Source organism: Pseudomonas sp. PAMC 29040 (assembly GCF_003994535.1).
GTDB lineage: Bacteria > Pseudomonadota > Gammaproteobacteria > Pseudomonadales > Pseudomonadaceae > Aquipseudomonas > Aquipseudomonas paraversuta.
This window is the reverse complement of sequence record NZ_RZAA01000005.1, coordinates 233,742-249,239: the sequence shown is the minus strand read 5'-3', so window position 1 is coordinate 249,239 and position 15,498 is coordinate 233,742. Positions and strand designations below refer to the sequence as shown.

Below are 15,498 nucleotides of genomic sequence, written 5' to 3'. Positions count from 1 at the left end.
GTCCCGGGGCCCCTGGCACAGCCTGCGGCTTCAGCCCTGGGATTTCATGCCCTGGGCCATGCCAAACATGAACAGCAACAGGTCGTGATCTGGCGTCGCTACGCTCGCCACTTTCGCAACTCGCGGTAGCGGGCAACTGGCCCCGCTGACTGCACCGCTGAATACCTGAGGCTTGGGCTGCTCCCAGGCGGCCAGCGCCACAGAAGCAATGGCCAGAGCGACCAGTAGAAACAAACCTCGTGCTATTTCTCTCTTCATCACCGTAAACCTTTGATGGCGCTGCCAAACACCTTCTCGTAAAAGTAGATCAATTTGTTCCAGTCGGCGGCATTCCACGACGAGTGGCGACGCAGTTGCTTAAGATCATGGGAGGCAGCTTTGTGCGGAGTCAGGCGTTGCCGGCTTTTTTCAAGGTCCAGCAGGGCGATGTCGACCACGGCACTTTCACCGTCTGCGGTGACCCGTACGAAGACGTGCTTGGGGTACAGGCAACCATGCTGCCAACGTCCCAGATGCATGCGCGCCAGGGTATGGGCAATGGCTTCCAGCACCCGCTCATGGATCGCTTCACCATGGCGTTCACGCCCACCGGCGGCGTACCAGTTGTCAATTTCGATAAAGCCGTCTAGGGCTGCGGTCACCAGCAGTGCGCGCCATTGACGGTCTGCACCCTGTTTTGCCCCGCAGTACACCAACTCGGGTACCCCCACCGCCAAACCCTGCATAGCCAGCAGTGCATCACGCTCACGCAATACCGTCGGCCGGCCCAGCGGGTAACGCCAGCTACGGTAGGTATGACCGACCTGGCGTTTGGCATAAAGCAATCGTCCACCGGCATCGCGAATTCGCTGCACACCACTCTCACCGCCGCGACGCTGATTCGGCTCCTCGACCCACTCGCCTTGCTGCTGCCAGTAGTACTCGAAGCGGTCTTCAGTTGCAGCTTGGGGTGGAGATACAAATTCAACGGCCATGGGTTACCTCTTGCGTAATATGTAAACCCGCCACATCGCATACAGCGGGATAAAATCCAAATGATTCTGAACAACGAACCCGGCTTTTTTAAACTCGGCTTCAACAGTCACCGCCGGTAACACAAAACGATTCTGATACCCGTTCGACCCGCCATCGGCTTCACGCTGACGTTGCAGGCGGTTGCGTTTCCAGGCTTTGAAATTGCCATCGACCCACAGCGAAATGATCACACTGTCCCGGCTGACACGGTGAAACTCCCGTAACAGAGCCATCCGGTGACTTGCATCACCAATGTGGTGCAGCAGGCGCATGCTGAAAATACTGTCGACCGCGTTATCTGGCAGATCGATATCAAATGCAGATGTCTGCAAACGCCGTACCCGTTTGACCACTTGCGCAGGCTGTGCCTTCGATGCCACTTCCAGCATGGATGCAGAGTAATCCGCACCAATGATTTCGCGGTTGGTCTTTTCGGCCAGCAACGGCCAGAAACGCCCTGCGCCACAAGGAAGATCCAGTACCAGGCCCGGCTCGCCGGCCAATGCCAGGGCCTTGCGCGCCAACTGCTCATCACGCTTGTGCGAAAGGCGTCGGGCGAGCCCGTCCTGATGTTTTTCCAGGTACTCGGCGGCGTGCTTTTGATCGTACTTTTCAGAAAACTTGAGTTTGATTGTGGAGCTCATGACGGCTCTCCTGAAGCGTGTAAGCGCTACCTTAATCAGGAGAACGTATGCATCAGGTCATCACCGGGTGAAAATTTCGTGCCTTGGCCCGATCAGACGTTACAGGGTTTTACAGACCACCAATAATGGCTCTGGGCCACTTCAAAAACTAAACCCTGAAAGGGGAATGGCCAGCAGGACGCTGGCCATGGCAGGACATATCAGACATCAACCGGGTTCAATTCAACGTGAAAGCGGCACCCGTTGGGCTCCATGGTAGTCAGCGTTACCCGCCAGCCCTGGCTGTCACAGATCCGTTGCACCAGCGACAGCCCCAACCCCAGCCCTTCCCCGCGTTTTTCGCTGCCCCTTACAAAAGGCTGGAACATGGCCTGGCGTTTTTCTTCGGGAATCCCCACACCGCTGTCTTCCACCACAAATCCGGTGGGCTCGAGACTCAACCGGATGAAACCGGTGTCGGTGTAATGCAGGGCATTTCGTAGCAAGTTGCCCATGACGGCGTGCAGGAAGGTCGCGTTATAACGGGTATCCAGTGGCTGCCCCGGATCGTAGATCAGGGTCAGGCCCTTGGCTTCAATGGGGCCGCGCCACAAGCTGATCAGGCCTTCGGCCACGGTAGTGAGGGTCACTTTCGGCGACATGCTGGCATCTTCGTGCTGTGCCCTGGCCAGCATCAGGAAGGTCTGTACCAGCTCGCGCATTTCTTCACAGGCGCGCGAGATTCGCTCGACTTGCGAGCGGCTGCGCGGGTCCAGCGCCGGATTTTCCAGCAAAAGCTCGCACGAACTGGCCAGTACCATCAGCGGGGTACGCAACTCATGGCTGACATCGCTGGTGAACAGCCGCTCACGGGTCAGGGTGTCGCGCAGGCGCCCCAGGGTAGCGTCGAACGCCACCGCCAACTCGCCCACTTCATCGGCCGCATAGTCCGGCGCCAAAGGCGGAGCCAGGCCCAGCAACTGATCACGATGACGCACCTGGCGCGCCAGGCGCACCACGGGGGCCATGACCCTGCGGGCCAGAATCCAGCCTAAAAAGACCGCCAGGGCCAATGCCAGTACAAAACCGACCACGACCACGGCAAACAACACGCGCTCACGTTCTTCGAAATCACTTTGGTCCTGCAGCAATACATAGCGCCGACCGTCAACCACTTCGACCATGGCGTGGTACGACAGCTGGTCGCGGAACACTTCATGAAAACCCGGATCAAGATGGCGCAGGTCTTTGGGCAAAGCGAAATCGCCGCGCCCGCCACTGTAATAAAACAGCTGGTCAGGCTCCGGTCGATGGTTCCAGTCGGCAATGTTGTCCATCAACAACAGGCGTTGCAGGTCGCCGCCCAGGCCCGCTGAAATGAGTTTTTCTTCGACCAGGTGAACGGTGGCAACAATGCCCAGGGCGAATGTCCCCGCCACCAGCGCACTCATGAGTGCGAAGGCAATGATGATCCGTTGGGCAAGGCTTTGCTTAAACTCCATCACGACTCTCGGCGAGGCGGTAGCCGACACCATGTACGGTTTGCAATAACGGCTTGTCGAACGGCTTGTCGATCACCTGACGCAACTGGTGCACGTGGCTGCGCAGGCTGTCGCTGTCAGGGCAGTCATCGCCCCACAAGGCCTCCTCCAGCACTTCACGGCGCAACACGTGGGGGCTTTTCTGCATTAATACGGCCAGCAACTTGAGCCCCACCGGGTTGAGCTTGAGCAGGCGCCCTTCGCGGGTTACTTCAAGGGTATCGAGGTCGTATTTCAGATCGCCCACTTGCAGCTCGCGTCGCCCGCCCCCCTGAGCCCGGCGCAATACTGCTTCAATGCGTGCCGCCAGTTCCGACAAGGCAAAGGGTTTGAGCAGGTAGTCATCGGCGCCGGACTTGAAGCCCTGCAGGCGGTCGTCGAGCTGGTCACGGGCGGTGAGCATGATCACCGGAGTATCGCGTCGCGCATCTTCACGCAAGCGCTTGCACAAGGTGTAACCGTCGATCCCGGGCAACATGATGTCGAGCACGATAAGGTCGTAATGCTCGGTGGCCGCCAGATGCAGACCTGACAAACCGTCCTGCGCGCAGTCAACGGTATAGCCCTTAAGCCCTAGGTAGTCCGCCAGATTGGCAAGGATATCGCGGTTGTCTTCAACCAGTAGAATTCTCATGGGCACTTTCTCCGTACGCAGTTACGACCGTCTTGGCCCGCGCAGCTTAAGTCTTAGCACGACCGAGAGCCAGCGCTGCAAGACCATCACTCTATTTAGTTGAAGAACGCCCAAATCTGACATTTTTTTTACTCACGGTTCACAAAGCCAATACAGTGGCGCCCGCACACTCACGCCCCCCACGGGTTTAAGGAAAAACACTAATGCGTCTGCTGTCCACCGCGCCAATGCGCTATCTGCTTCTGTTGACAGGCTGTTGGCTGGCGACCTTTTTAATCACCCGAGGCGTCTTGCTGTTCACCCATTTGGGCGAGGCTGGTAATAGCTGGTTGCCGGTGTTTGGCATTGGCCTGCTCTACGATCTGGGATTTTTGACCTACGCCGCCTTGCCGCTGGGTCTGTATTTGCTGCTGTGCCCGCCCGCCCTGTGGCGCCGTCGTGGTCATCGCTGGTTCCTGCAAGGCCTGCTGACCGTGAGCCTGTTCGCCATGCTGTTCACCGCAGTGGCCGAATTCCTGTTCTGGGACGAGTTCGGTGTGCGCTTTAACTTTATCGCCGTGGATTACCTGGTTTACTCCGATGAAGTGCTGAATAACGTGCTGGAGTCGTATCCGATCGGCCTGCTGCTCAGTGCCATCGGCGTCGCGGCCATTGTTCTGAGTGTTGCCTTGCGCAAACCGTTCAATGCCGCCATGAATGCCCCGCTGCCCACCTTTCGCGCTCGCCTGGCAACCTTCGCCGGTTTGCTGCTGGTGGCAGGCTTGAGCCTGCAGTTGCTTGATCAGGACGGCCCGCGCGGCCAGGGCGGCAACGCCTATCAGCACGAACTGGCGAGCAACGGCCCGTACCAGTTCTTCGCCGCATTCCGTAACAACGAACTGGACTACCAGCAGTTCTACGCCAGCCTGCCTGCCGACGTGGTCGCCAGACGGCTGCGCACCGAGCTCACGGAACCCAATGCCACGTTTGTCGGCAAGGACCCGCTGGATATCCGGCGCAACATCGACAACCCGGGGACTGCGCGCCAGCCAAACATTGTGCTGGTGACCATCGAAAGCCTGAGCGCCAAGTACCTGGGCAGCAATGGTGACGGCCGCAACCTGACCCCGAACCTGGATCAGTTGCGCAAAGAGAGCCTGTACTTCAATAACTTCTATGCCACCGGTACCCGTACCGATCGGGGCCTGGAAGCCATTACCCTGGCCATTCCTCCTACCCCGGGCCGCTCGATCGTCAAGCGTATCGGTCGTGAAAGCGGCTTTGCCAGCCTTGGCCAGCAACTCAATGCCGTGGGCTATGACAGCGTGTTCGTCTATGGCGGCCGCGGGTATTTCGACAACATGAACGCATTTTTCAGCGGCAACGGTTACCGCGTGGTTGACCAAAGCAGCGTCAATGAAGCCGATATCCACTTCAAAAATGCGTGGGGCATGGCTGACGAAGACCTGTACCGCGAAACCCTGAAGCTGGCCGATGCCGATTACGCCCGGCAAAAGCCGTTTTTACTGCAGTTGATGACCACCTCCAACCATCGTCCTTATACCTATCCAGAAGGCCGTATCGACATCAAGTCGGGTAACGGTCGCGACGGTGCGGTGAAATACACCGATTACGCCATCGGCCAGTTCCTCAAGGATGCCCGCCAAAAGCCGTGGTTCGACAACACGATCTTCATTTTCGTGGCTGACCACACGGCAGGCAGCGCCGGCAAGGAAGACTTGCCCATTACCAACTACCAGATCCCGCTGTTCATCTATGGGCCAAAATTCATAGAAGCCCGCGAGAGCGCACAACTGGCCAGCCAGATCGACCTGGCTCCGACCTTGCTCGGCTTGCTGAACATGGACTATCAGTCGACCTTCTTTGGCCGCAACCTGCTGCAGGAAAACCCTCTGCCACCCCGCGTGGTAGTGGGTAATTACCAGCATCTGGGCTTGTTCGACGGCAAGGACCTGGCGATTCTCAGCCCGCGCCAGGGCCTGCGCCGTCACGACGAAGCACTGACTGCCAGTATTGAATCCCGGGTACCGGCCACCGATCCGTTGATTGAGCGTGCGATCACCTACTACCAGGTCGCCAGCTACGGCTACAAGCAGCAGTTGCTGAGCTGGAAACCGGTGTTCGCAGCACCGTTGCAGATCTCGCAGAAGTAACCATTTCCCTGCAGGAGCGAGCTTTTAAAGCTCGCTCCTGCAGGGTTCAACTGTTTCTTCAGACACAAAAAAGCCCCGCCTGATTGCTCAGGCGGGGCTTTTGCGTTTCGGGGTAAAGCCGGCTTACATCATGCCGCCCATACCACCCATGCCGCCCATGTCTGGCATACCGCCGCCAGCTGCCTTGTCGTCCTGGATCTCAGCGATCATCGCCTCGGTGGTGATCATCAGGCTGGCAATCGAAGAAGCTGCCTGCAGAGCCGAACGAGTCACTTTGGCCGGGTCAAGGATACCCATTTCGATCATGTCGCCGTATTCGCCAGTGGCTGCGTTGTAACCGTAGTTACCCGAACCCTGCTTCACTTTGTCGACAACTACGCTTGGCTCGTCGCCGGAGTTGGCAACGATCTGGCGCAGAGGTGCTTCAACAGCACGACGCAGCAGAGCGATACCTACGTTCTGATCAGCGTTGTCGCCTTTCAGGTCAGCGATTGCTTGCAGAGCGCGAACCAGTGCCACGCCACCGCCAGGTACCACGCCTTCTTCAACGGCTGCACGGGTAGCGTGCAGGGCGTCTTCAACGCGGGCTTTCTTCTCTTTCATTTCTACTTCGGAACCAGCGCCAACCTTGATCACTGCAACGCCGCCGGACAGCTTGGCCAGACGCTCTTGCAGTTTTTCACGGTCGTAGTCGGACGAAGTGTCAGCTACCTGGGCACGGATCTGAGTCACGCGAGCCTGGATGTCTGCTTCAACGCCAGCACCGTCGATAACGGTGGTGTTTTCTTTGGTTACGGTTACGCGCTTGGCATTACCCAGGTGTTCCAGGGTAGCGCTTTCCAGGCTCAGACCGATCTCTTCGGAGATAACGGTACCGCCAGTCAGAACAGCGATGTCCTGCAGCATTGCCTTGCGACGGTCACCAAAGCCAGGTGCTTTAACAGCAACGACTTTAACGATACCGCGCATGTTGTTCACAACCAGAGTCGCCAGGGCTTCGCCTTCAACGTCTTCGGAAACGATCAGCAGCGGACGGCCGGCTTTGGCAACAGCTTCCAGAACTGGCAGCAGTTCACGGATGTTGGAGATTTTTTTGTCGACCAGAAGGATCAGCGGACCGTCGAGCTCGGCAGTCATGGTTTCTGGTTTGTTGACGAAGTACGGGGACAGGTAGCCACGGTCAAACTGCATGCCTTCAACTACAGACAGTTCGTTTTCCAGGCCCGAGCCTTCTTCAACAGTGATCACGCCTTCTTTACCGACTTTTTCCATGGCTTCGGCAATGATGTCGCCGATGGAGCTGTCGGAGTTGGCAGAGATGGTACCTACCTGAGCGATTGCCTTGCTGTCAGCGCATGGCTTGGCCAGGGTTTTCAGCTCTTTGACAATGGCGATGGTCGCCTTGTCGATGCCGCGTTTCAGGTCCATCGGGTTCATGCCGGCAGCGACGGCTTTCAGGCCTTCGTTGACGATCGACTGAGCCAGAACGGTTGCAGTGGTAGTACCGTCGCCTGCGTCATCGTTAGCACGGGAAGCAACGTCTTTAACCAGCTGCGCGCCCATGTTTTCGAAACGGTCTTTGAGTTCGATTTCTTTGGCAACAGAAACGCCGTCCTTGGTGATGGTCGGAGCGCCGAAGCTCTTCTCGATGATCACGTTACGGCCTTTAGGACCCAGGGTCGCTTTTACTGCGTCAGCCAGGACGTTTACACCGGCGAGCATTTTTTTGCGGGCGGAATCACCAAATTTAACTTCTTTAGCAGCCATGTTCGTTCTTCCTTAAATACTTTGTAGTAACGGGAAAAGGAGCGGGAGATCAGCCTTCGATTACAGCGAGAATCTCGTTCTCAGCCATAACCAGCAGGTCTTCGCCGTCGACTTTTACAGTGTTGCTGCCGGAGTAAGGGCCGAACACAACCTTGTCACCCACTTTCACAGCCAGCGCACGTACTTCACCGTTGTCCAGAACGCGACCAGTACCCACGGCAATGATTTCACCGCTGTTGGCTTTTTCGGCAGCTGAACCCGGCAGAACGATACCGCCAGCGGTTTTCTTTTCTTCTTCGCTGCGACGGATTACGACGCGGTCATGCAGAGGACGAAGCTTCATTGTCGATCTCTCCTAATTGTGGTGTTCATCGGCCGATGTTAAAACCGGCGGGGTTTGCAAGTCCGGAAATGCCGGGTGCGATTCGCTCAAAGGTGCCTGCTGTTGCCAGCAAAACCCTGCGGTGTCCGTTACATAAGGGCGTATCAACTGATTACAAGGGCACGCCAATGAAATTTTTAGCCCTGTGCAATCCCTGAAAACAAACACGGCACCCAGGGTGCCGTGTGGAAAACGTCAAAACCTTACTTGTCGCGATGTTCGAACTCGCCTTCAATCACGTTCGGCTCACGGCCCAGGGGCTGGTGTGTACCGGGTCGGCTCTGCGCTGCAAATTCATCGGCAAATGCACGCTGACGGATGGCCTGTTCCTCTGCACGCTTGCGCAGACGGTTAACCAGAAAACGACGCACCGGCGGGAACAGCAGCAACAGACCCGCGATGTCACTGATGAAGCCCGGGAGCACCATCAGGCCGCCACCCAGAGCCAGCATCAGACCTTCCAGCATTTGCTGGGCCGGCAACTCGCCACGACTCAGGCTTTCACGGGCCCTCAGGGCTGTGGCCAAACCTGCAACGCGTACCACCAGAACACCCAGCATGGAGCCGGCAATGATCAGCAGCAACGCCGGGAAAAACCCTATAGCGGTGCTGACCTTGAAAAAGACGTACAGCTCTAGCACTGGAAACAACAGAAAGAGCAATAGAAAAGCGCGCATCGAATGATTCCTCTCCGGAAGAATATCTTCCAACCCAGCTTAGATGACGGCGCGCCTTCCTGAATTCAAGGCTATGCCGTCTGTTTTTTCGGCCACTCCTGCGCGCGGGCCAGAAAAACCAAGGCTTCGCGTACTTGTGTCGAAGTATTGCAGGCTTCAGCAAAGCCCAGCCAGTAAAGGCCGTCACCAATACGCAAGTGCATGCCTTCGCTGTCGATACCGACCATCTGCGCCGGTTCGGTGCGGGGCAGCCCTGCCAGTTCGACGTAATGCGCAATGGCACTGGCATGGTCACTGTTCATATGCTCAATCATCCGTTGCTCGGCGGCTCCGGCAAAGGGGTTGGGCAAAGTCACCTGGTCGAGCCAGTGAATGGCGCCAAAACCGCCGATATAACGGTGGCGTACCGGGTTCAACACCCAAAAGTCGAAAGCGTGAGCGGTGTCATAGCTGCGCGACTCGGGGAAGTAGCGGTAGTAACGCTCGGCGGCGGCTTCAATGGCCTCGGCCCCGGTCAATTGCTCGGCTTCGGCCAGACAGGTCAGTCGACCGACCGCCTGAACGTCTTCAGCGCCCCGCTCGCCCACCATCAGCGAGCACTTGGGATCCTTGCGCAAGTTGTGGGTGTGCTGGGCAATCCGGCTGATCAGGATCAGCGGCCGGCCCTGTTCGTCCAGGCAGTAAGGCACCACTGACCCGAAGGGAAATCCCGGCATGGCTTTGGAGAGGGTGGACAAGGCGCCACGGTATTCCTTGAGCAGTAATTCTCGGGCATGCTTGGCAGCTTCAACGCTCAACTTGTGACTCCTTAATAAAAAATCCGCCGAAAACGGACGAGTTCAGGGCGCATTTCAAAGGCCTGCGAGGACTCACTCTGATTTGCTGCCGAGGGCTGTTATGCAACTGAAAGACAAAGTAATCATTATCACTGGCGGTTGCCAAGGACTTGGTCGTGCCATGGCCGAGTATCTGGCGGCCAAGGGCGCCAGACTGGCGCTGGTTGACCTGAACCCGGAAAAACTCGAACTGGCCGTGGCAGCTTGCCAGGCTCAGGGCGTCGAGGCCCGGGCCTATCTGTGCAATGTCGCGGACGAAGAGCAGGTTACCCGGACCGTTACCCAAATTGCAGAAGACTTTGGTGCGATCAACGGCCTGATCAATAACGCCGGGATCTTGCGCGACGGCCTGTTGCTGAAGGTCAAGGACGGCGTCATGACCAGGATGAGTCTGGCGCAATGGCAGGCGGTAATCGACGTCAACCTGACCGGGGTTTTCCTGTGCACCCGTGAGGTGGCGGCAAAAATGATCGAGCTGAACCAGCAGGGCGCGATCATCAATATCTCGTCGATCTCGCGCGCAGGTAACGTCGGGCAAACCAACTACTCTGCGGCCAAGGCCGGGGTAGCGGCTGCGACAGTCACCTGGGCCAAGGAACTGGCGCGGTACGGCATTCGCGTTGCCGGAATTGCCCCCGGCTTCATCGAAACCGAAATGACCCTGGGCATGAAACCCGAAGCCCTGGAAAAAATGACTGCCGGCATTCCCCTCAAGCGCATGGGCAAAGTCGAAGAAATCGCCCATTCGGCGGCCTACATCTTTGAGAACGACTACTACAGCGGGCGGATTCTGGAGCTCGATGGCGGTCTGCGCATCTAACCTGCTCCGCCTGCTGCAGGAGGCCCGCTTGCTCGCTCAGGCATTAGAGCAAGCGGGTTATCCGTATCGCCGGCAAGCCGGCGCCCACTGCCTGGCCCAGCGCTCAGACAATCACCAGGTCACGCCAAAACCCGCGCTGTAGCGGGTTTTGTTGAGGGTATTGTCATTGCCCCCACCGCTGCCGATCAGATCTTTTTCAGCCTTGAGGTTTAACGAAGCCCACTCGGTGACTTTGTAACGCAGGCCGATTTCGGCATCCAGGCTGTAATCCGAAGCGCCTTCCAGAGGCTTGCCCAACTCTCCGTTGGTGAAGAGCGAAACCGTTTTGCCCAACAGAAAGCGGTTGTAGTCCCACTTCATGGCCAATGAGTAGAAGTTGTCCTTTTGGCCGTCGGAGTATTCATAGTCAGTGCGGTTCAACAGTGAACCCAGGGAGAAAGACCCCAGCTCGTCATCCCAGAACTGGTAGCCCGGGCCAGTACCCACAGTGCGCTGGCGGGAAATGTCTTCCACTTTGTCTCTTTTGTAGGTCAGCCGGCCTTGCCAGTACCATTTTTCGTCAATGAAATGGTCAAGGGCATATTCGGCGCTCCAGTTATCGGTGGTCACCACGTCGTTCTGGAACTCGCGGTTGTACTCACCTTCGGCATGGTGACGCCAGGCCCCATGGCGGGCAGTGGTCTTGAAGTCGATGTCGTAGTCGTCGGTCTTTTTCTCGGCACGCTTGTAGTCCAGCGCGACATCGACGTTACCCTTCCAGACCAGATCTTCAATCACTGGCTTGGGCTTGATGATCTGCTCGATGCTGGACAGTTCTACCGTTTTCGGTGCTTCTCCGTTGGCCAGGGTGACCTTGCCGTCCCCTGCCGCCGTTAGCGACTTGGCCTTCTCGCCAACATAAGCATCCTGCTTGACCAGCAATTCCTGATCGCTTTCCAGGGTTTTGACTTGCTTCCAGTCAACGGGAATAGTCCCTGCGTATTCGGTCTGAATGAGCAACTTGCCACCATCAAACACTTTGATCTTGCCGCTCAGGCGGTCACCATTTTTCAACCACACTGTATCGGCAAGCAAAGGCGTAGACACATTCAAGACAGCAAGGCATAACAGGGTTCTGGACAACATAAGCAGATGCGAAACTCAGATTTGCGAAAAAGTGCCGGCATTATCCTGATGGACACACCCCAGGCAAAGAAAGACCGGATGTATCCCCTGTAGTTCATTTCCCGGGATCGATGAACAAAGCATCTGCTTTATTTTTTAAGGTCCTGTCACTTAATCCGGTTCACCTATGAATACAGCCACCAGCCCCCAGCCATCCCCCGCCGAAATCCGCCGTACGGCGTTGTATTCGACACTCATGCAGGTTCCCCCGGGTTATGTGGTGACCTATGGCCAGCTCGCCGAACTGGCGGGCCTGGGCCGGGCGGCACGCTGGGTGGGGCGCACGCTCAGCCAGCTGCCCGAAGGTTCCCGCCTGCCCTGGCACCGGGTACTGGCCGCCGGGGGGCGCATCAGTTTGCCAGCAGGTAGCCCCTCAGGTGATGAGCAGCGGGCGCGTTTGCGCAGCGAAGGCCTGATGATTGTGAATAGTCGGGTGGATTTACAACGCCATGGCTGGCGCCCGATAGAGCACTACGGTTAGAGTGCGCCCTTTGATTCCGCAATCAGAGGCAGACTCGAGTCCATGCCCCGTAAAACCTGGCGCGAAGCGCTAGCTGCCTATTCCAGCCCCTCAACCCTTGTACTGTTGCTGCTCGGTTTTGCCGCCGGTTTACCGTACATGCTGGTGTTTTCAACGCTTTCTGTCTGGTTGCGCGAAGCCGGTGTGGCTCGGGAAACTATTGGCTATGCAAGCCTGATCGGTCTGGCATACGCCTTTAAATGGGTGTGGTCGCCGCTGCTCGATCAATGGCGCCTGCCGCTCCTCGGAAAACTTGGCCGACGCCGCTCATGGCTGGTGCTGTCCCAGACCCTGGTGATCCTCGGCCTGATCGGCATGGGCTTTTGCGACCCGCAAAAACATCTTTCCTGGCTGATTGCCATTGCTGTTGTCGTGTCGTTCGCGTCTGCCACCCAAGACATTGCCGTGGACGCCTACCGCCTGGAAATTGCCGACGACAGCCGTCAGGCCGCGCTGGCAGCCAGCTACATGTCCGGTTACCGGGTGGCGGCCTTGCTGGCCACTGCTGGCGCCCTGTTTTTTGCCGAAGGTTTCGGTTCAACGGGCTTCAACTATAAGCACTCCGCCTGGACCGGCACCTATGTGCTCTTCGGCCTGCTGATGGTTCCGGCGCTGCTGACCACCTTTTTCATGCGCGAACCACCGGTACCACTACGCACCCAGCTGCAGGCAGGACGTTATAGCTTTGGTCACCAGCTGGCGTCGGTTTTTGTCCTGATCGTGCTCCTGGTCTCGGTTCCGGCGATGTTCACCCAGCTCTATAACACCGACTTTGCCGGGGTATTGTTTGAAGGCGTGAGCCCGGTCAACCTGGTACTCGAAGACCGGGCTTTTCTGCGCGCCATCCTCTACACCCTGCTCACTGTGCTCTGCCTGTCGTCCATAGGCCGTCGCGGACTCGCGCCGGTGCTGACACCGGTCAACGACTTTATCCTGCGGTATCGCTGGCAAGCCTTTCTGCTGCTTGGGCTGATCGCCACCTATCGCATGTCGGACACCGTCATGGGGGTCATGGCCAACGTTTTCTACATCGACCAAGGGTTCACCAAGGATCAGATCGCAGGCGTGAGCAAGATTTTCGGCCTGATCATGACCCTGGTTGGCGCCGGCATGGGCGGCTTGCTGATCGTGCGGTTCGGCATCTTGCCGATCCTGCTGATTGGCGGTGCGGCTTCGGCAGGCACCAACCTGCTGTTTATGCTGCTGGCCGACATGGGCCCCAACCTGCAGATGCTGGTTGTCACCATTTCACTGGACAACTTCAGCTCCGGCCTGGCGACTTCGGCGTTCGTGGCGTACCTGTCGAGCCTGACCAACCTCAAGTTTTCCGCCACCCAATACGCCCTGCTCAGCTCAATCATGCTGCTGCTACCGCGTCTGATGGGCGGTTATTCAGGGGTCCTGGTGGAAAAGTTCGGTTATCACAACTTCTTCATCATCACTGCCGTCATGGGGGTCCCCACCCTGCTGCTGATCAGTCTGCACTGGTATCAGGAAAGCCGCCGGGCACGCCTCAACCCCCCGGTAAATCTCGAAAAAGTCCCGTAACAGCCCGGGGGATTCCAGCTCCCCCGTCCGCCCTGTACGCCAACCCATCTCGGCCGTACAATGCCCAGTCATTTCTAGTCATCAGCACGGCAACGACTAACCATGCGCACCAGTCAATATTTGCTCGCCACACAGAAAGAAACGCCTTCCGACGCGGTCGTTATCAGCCATCAGCTGATGCTGCGCGCCGGCATGATTCGCAAACTTGCTTCCGGCCTGTACACCTGGCTGCCCATGGGCCTGCGGATCATGCGCAAGGCCGAAGCCATTGTTCGCGAAGAAATGAACGCAGCCGGCGCTCTCGAAGTGCTGATGCCGAGCATTCAACCGGCTGAGTTGTGGCAGGAATCCGGCCGCTGGGAAGAGTACGGTCCCGAGTTGCTGCGCCTCAAGGATCGCCACGGCCGCGAATTCTGCGTGGGCCCGACCCACGAAGAAGTCATCACCGATCTGTGCCGCAACGAGCTGAACAGCTATAAACAGTTGCCGATCAACCTGTACCAGATCCAGACCAAATTCCGTGACGAAATCCGTCCGCGCTTCGGTTTGATGCGCGGCCGCGAATTCATCATGAAGGACGCCTACTCGTTCCATGCCGACAACGCTTCGCTGCAGGTCACCTATGACCGCATGCACCAGGCCTACTGCAATGTATTCACCCGTCTGGGCCTGAACTTCCGCCCGGTAGAAGCTGACAACGGCTCCATCGGCGGTGCTGGCTCCCACGAATTCCACGTGCTGGCCGAGTCTGGCGAAGATGACATCGTGTTCAGCAATGCTTCGGACTACGCGGCCAACATCGAAAAAGCCGAAGCCATCCCGACTGAAACCTCGCGCGCGGCAGCCACCGAAGAACTGCGCCTGGTCGACACGCCTGACGCCAAGACCATTGCTCAACTGGTTGAAGGCTACAACCTGGCGATCGAGAAAACCGTCAAGACCCTGATCGTTCACGCTGCCGAAGAAGGCAAACTGATCGCACTGGTCATTCGCGGCGATCACGAGCTGAACGAAATCAAGGCCGGTAACCATCCGCTGGTGGCCAGCCCGCTGACCATGGCTTCGGACGCAGAATTGCGTGACGCCATTGGCGCAGGCGCAGGCTCCCTGGGCCCGCTGAACCTGCCACTGCCATGCATCATTGATCGTTCGGTCGAGCTGATGAGCGACTTCGGCGTCGGTGCCAACATCGATGACAAGCACTACTTCGGCGTGAACTGGGAGCGCGATCTGCCTGTACCTACCGTTGCCGACCTGCGCAACGTGGTGGCTGGCGACCCGAGCCCGGACGGCAAAGGCACGCTGGAAATCAAACGCGGTATCGAAGTCGGTCACATCTTCCAGCTGGGCACCAAGTACAGCGAAGCGATGAAGTGCCAGGTACTGGGCGAGAACGGCAAGCCCGTGACATTGGCAATGGGCTGCTACGGCATTGGGGTTTCCCGTGTGGTCGCTGCTGCCATCGAGCAGAACAACGACGAGCGCGGCATTATCTGGAGCGATGCCCTGGCACCTTTCCAGGTGGCACTGGTACCACTGCGCTATGAAACCGAAGCCGTTCGCGAAGCGACTGACAACCTTTACGCCCAACTCACGGCCGCCGGTTTTGAAGTTCTGCTGGACGACCGCGACAAGAAAACCAGCCCTGGCATCAAGTTCGCCGACATGGAACTGATCGGTATTCCGCACCGGATCGTCGTCAGTGACCGTGGCCTGGCCGAAGGCAACCTGGAATACAAGAGCCGTACCGAAGCAGAAGCGCAAGCCCTGCCCGTTGCCGATGTCCTTGCATTCCTTCAGGCGCGCATCAGCCGCTGAA

The 15,498-nt window shown here is 57.8% G+C and carries 15 protein-coding genes; 5 read left to right on the top strand and 10 right to left on the bottom strand.

What is annotated here, in order from left to right; all coding sequences use genetic code 11:
* Nucleotides 1–30: 30 nt before the first annotated feature.
* The 5 genes from WG29040_RS11140 to colR all read right to left on the bottom strand — a co-directional run bounded on the left by WG29040_RS11140 (nucleotide 31) and on the right by colR (nucleotide 3,812).
* Nucleotides 31–258 (bottom strand): hypothetical protein, encoded by a 228-nt coding sequence (locus WG29040_RS11140; protein WP_003442952.1) that lies wholly within the window; start codon nucleotides 256–258, stop codon nucleotides 31–33.
* A complete protein-coding gene (locus WG29040_RS11135) occupies nucleotides 258–974 on the bottom strand; it encodes a lipopolysaccharide kinase InaA family protein (protein WP_003442953.1) in 717 nt (238 codons plus the stop codon). Before WG29040_RS11135 ends, WG29040_RS11140 begins: the two co-directional genes overlap by 1 nt.
* A gap of 3 nt (nucleotides 975–977) precedes the next feature.
* Entirely contained in the window at nucleotides 978–1,658 is a 681-nt protein-coding gene (locus tag WG29040_RS11130) for a class I SAM-dependent methyltransferase (protein WP_127196147.1), read from the bottom strand.
* A 200-nt stretch (nucleotides 1,659–1,858) separates the two neighbouring features.
* Nucleotides 1,859–3,139 (bottom strand): HAMP domain-containing sensor histidine kinase, encoded by a 1,281-nt coding sequence (locus WG29040_RS11125; protein WP_003442958.1) that lies wholly within the window; start codon nucleotides 3,137–3,139, stop codon nucleotides 1,859–1,861.
* Nucleotides 3,129–3,812 (bottom strand): two-component system response regulator ColR, encoded by a 684-nt coding sequence (gene colR, locus WG29040_RS11120; protein WP_060690978.1) that lies wholly within the window; start codon nucleotides 3,810–3,812, stop codon nucleotides 3,129–3,131. Before colR ends, WG29040_RS11125 begins: the two co-directional genes overlap by 11 nt.
* Nucleotides 3,813–4,015: 203 nt before the next feature.
* Between colR and WG29040_RS11115 the strand changes: the two genes are divergently transcribed.
* Nucleotides 4,016–5,965, top strand: a complete 1,950-nt coding sequence (locus tag WG29040_RS11115; RefSeq protein ID WP_127196146.1) for an LTA synthase family protein — start codon at nucleotides 4,016–4,018, stop codon at nucleotides 5,963–5,965.
* A gap of 123 nt (nucleotides 5,966–6,088) precedes the next feature.
* Here WG29040_RS11115 and groL read toward each other — a convergent pair whose 3' ends face one another.
* The 4 genes from groL to WG29040_RS11095 form a co-directional block, all read right to left on the bottom strand.
* Nucleotides 6,089–7,732: a chaperonin GroEL gene (gene groL / locus WG29040_RS11110; RefSeq protein WP_003442974.1), complete on the bottom strand. Its 1,644-nt coding sequence runs from the start codon at nucleotides 7,730–7,732 to the stop codon at nucleotides 6,089–6,091.
* A 49-nt stretch (nucleotides 7,733–7,781) separates the two neighbouring features.
* Nucleotides 7,782–8,075 (bottom strand): co-chaperone GroES, encoded by a 294-nt coding sequence (locus WG29040_RS11105; RefSeq protein WP_003442977.1) that lies wholly within the window; start codon nucleotides 8,073–8,075, stop codon nucleotides 7,782–7,784.
* 242 nt (nucleotides 8,076–8,317) lie between these two features.
* Nucleotides 8,318–8,791 (bottom strand): FxsA family protein, encoded by a 474-nt coding sequence (locus WG29040_RS11100; protein WP_003442984.1) that lies wholly within the window; start codon nucleotides 8,789–8,791, stop codon nucleotides 8,318–8,320.
* A 71-nt stretch (nucleotides 8,792–8,862) separates the two neighbouring features.
* On the bottom strand, nucleotides 8,863–9,588 hold the full coding sequence (locus tag WG29040_RS11095; protein WP_127196145.1) for a HugZ family protein: 726 nt from the start codon (nucleotides 9,586–9,588) through the stop codon (nucleotides 8,863–8,865).
* Between the two features lie 100 nt (nucleotides 9,589–9,688).
* On the opposite strand from WG29040_RS11095, the gene WG29040_RS11090 reads away from it, so the two are divergent.
* Nucleotides 9,689–10,447, top strand: coding sequence for an SDR family oxidoreductase (locus WG29040_RS11090; protein WP_060781731.1), 759 nt, complete (start codon nucleotides 9,689–9,691; stop codon nucleotides 10,445–10,447).
* Between the two features lie 111 nt (nucleotides 10,448–10,558).
* Here WG29040_RS11090 and WG29040_RS11085 read toward each other — a convergent pair whose 3' ends face one another.
* Nucleotides 10,559–11,572, bottom strand: a complete 1,014-nt coding sequence (locus WG29040_RS11085) for a DUF481 domain-containing protein (RefSeq protein ID WP_003442992.1) — start codon at nucleotides 11,570–11,572, stop codon at nucleotides 10,559–10,561.
* 166 nt (nucleotides 11,573–11,738) lie between these two features.
* Between WG29040_RS11085 and WG29040_RS11080 the strand changes: the two genes are divergently transcribed.
* The 3 genes from WG29040_RS11080 to WG29040_RS11070 all read left to right on the top strand — a co-directional run bounded on the left by WG29040_RS11080 (nucleotide 11,739) and on the right by WG29040_RS11070 (nucleotide 15,497).
* On the top strand, nucleotides 11,739–12,092 hold the full coding sequence (locus tag WG29040_RS11080; RefSeq protein ID WP_127196144.1) for an MGMT family protein: 354 nt from the start codon (nucleotides 11,739–11,741) through the stop codon (nucleotides 12,090–12,092).
* Between the two features lie 42 nt (nucleotides 12,093–12,134).
* A complete protein-coding gene (locus WG29040_RS11075) occupies nucleotides 12,135–13,679 on the top strand; it encodes an AmpG family muropeptide MFS transporter (protein ID WP_003442994.1) in 1,545 nt (514 codons plus the stop codon).
* 102 nt (nucleotides 13,680–13,781) lie between these two features.
* Nucleotides 13,782–15,497, top strand: coding sequence for a proline--tRNA ligase (locus WG29040_RS11070; protein WP_003442995.1), 1,716 nt, complete (start codon nucleotides 13,782–13,784; stop codon nucleotides 15,495–15,497).
* Nucleotide 15,498 lies beyond the last annotated feature (1 nt).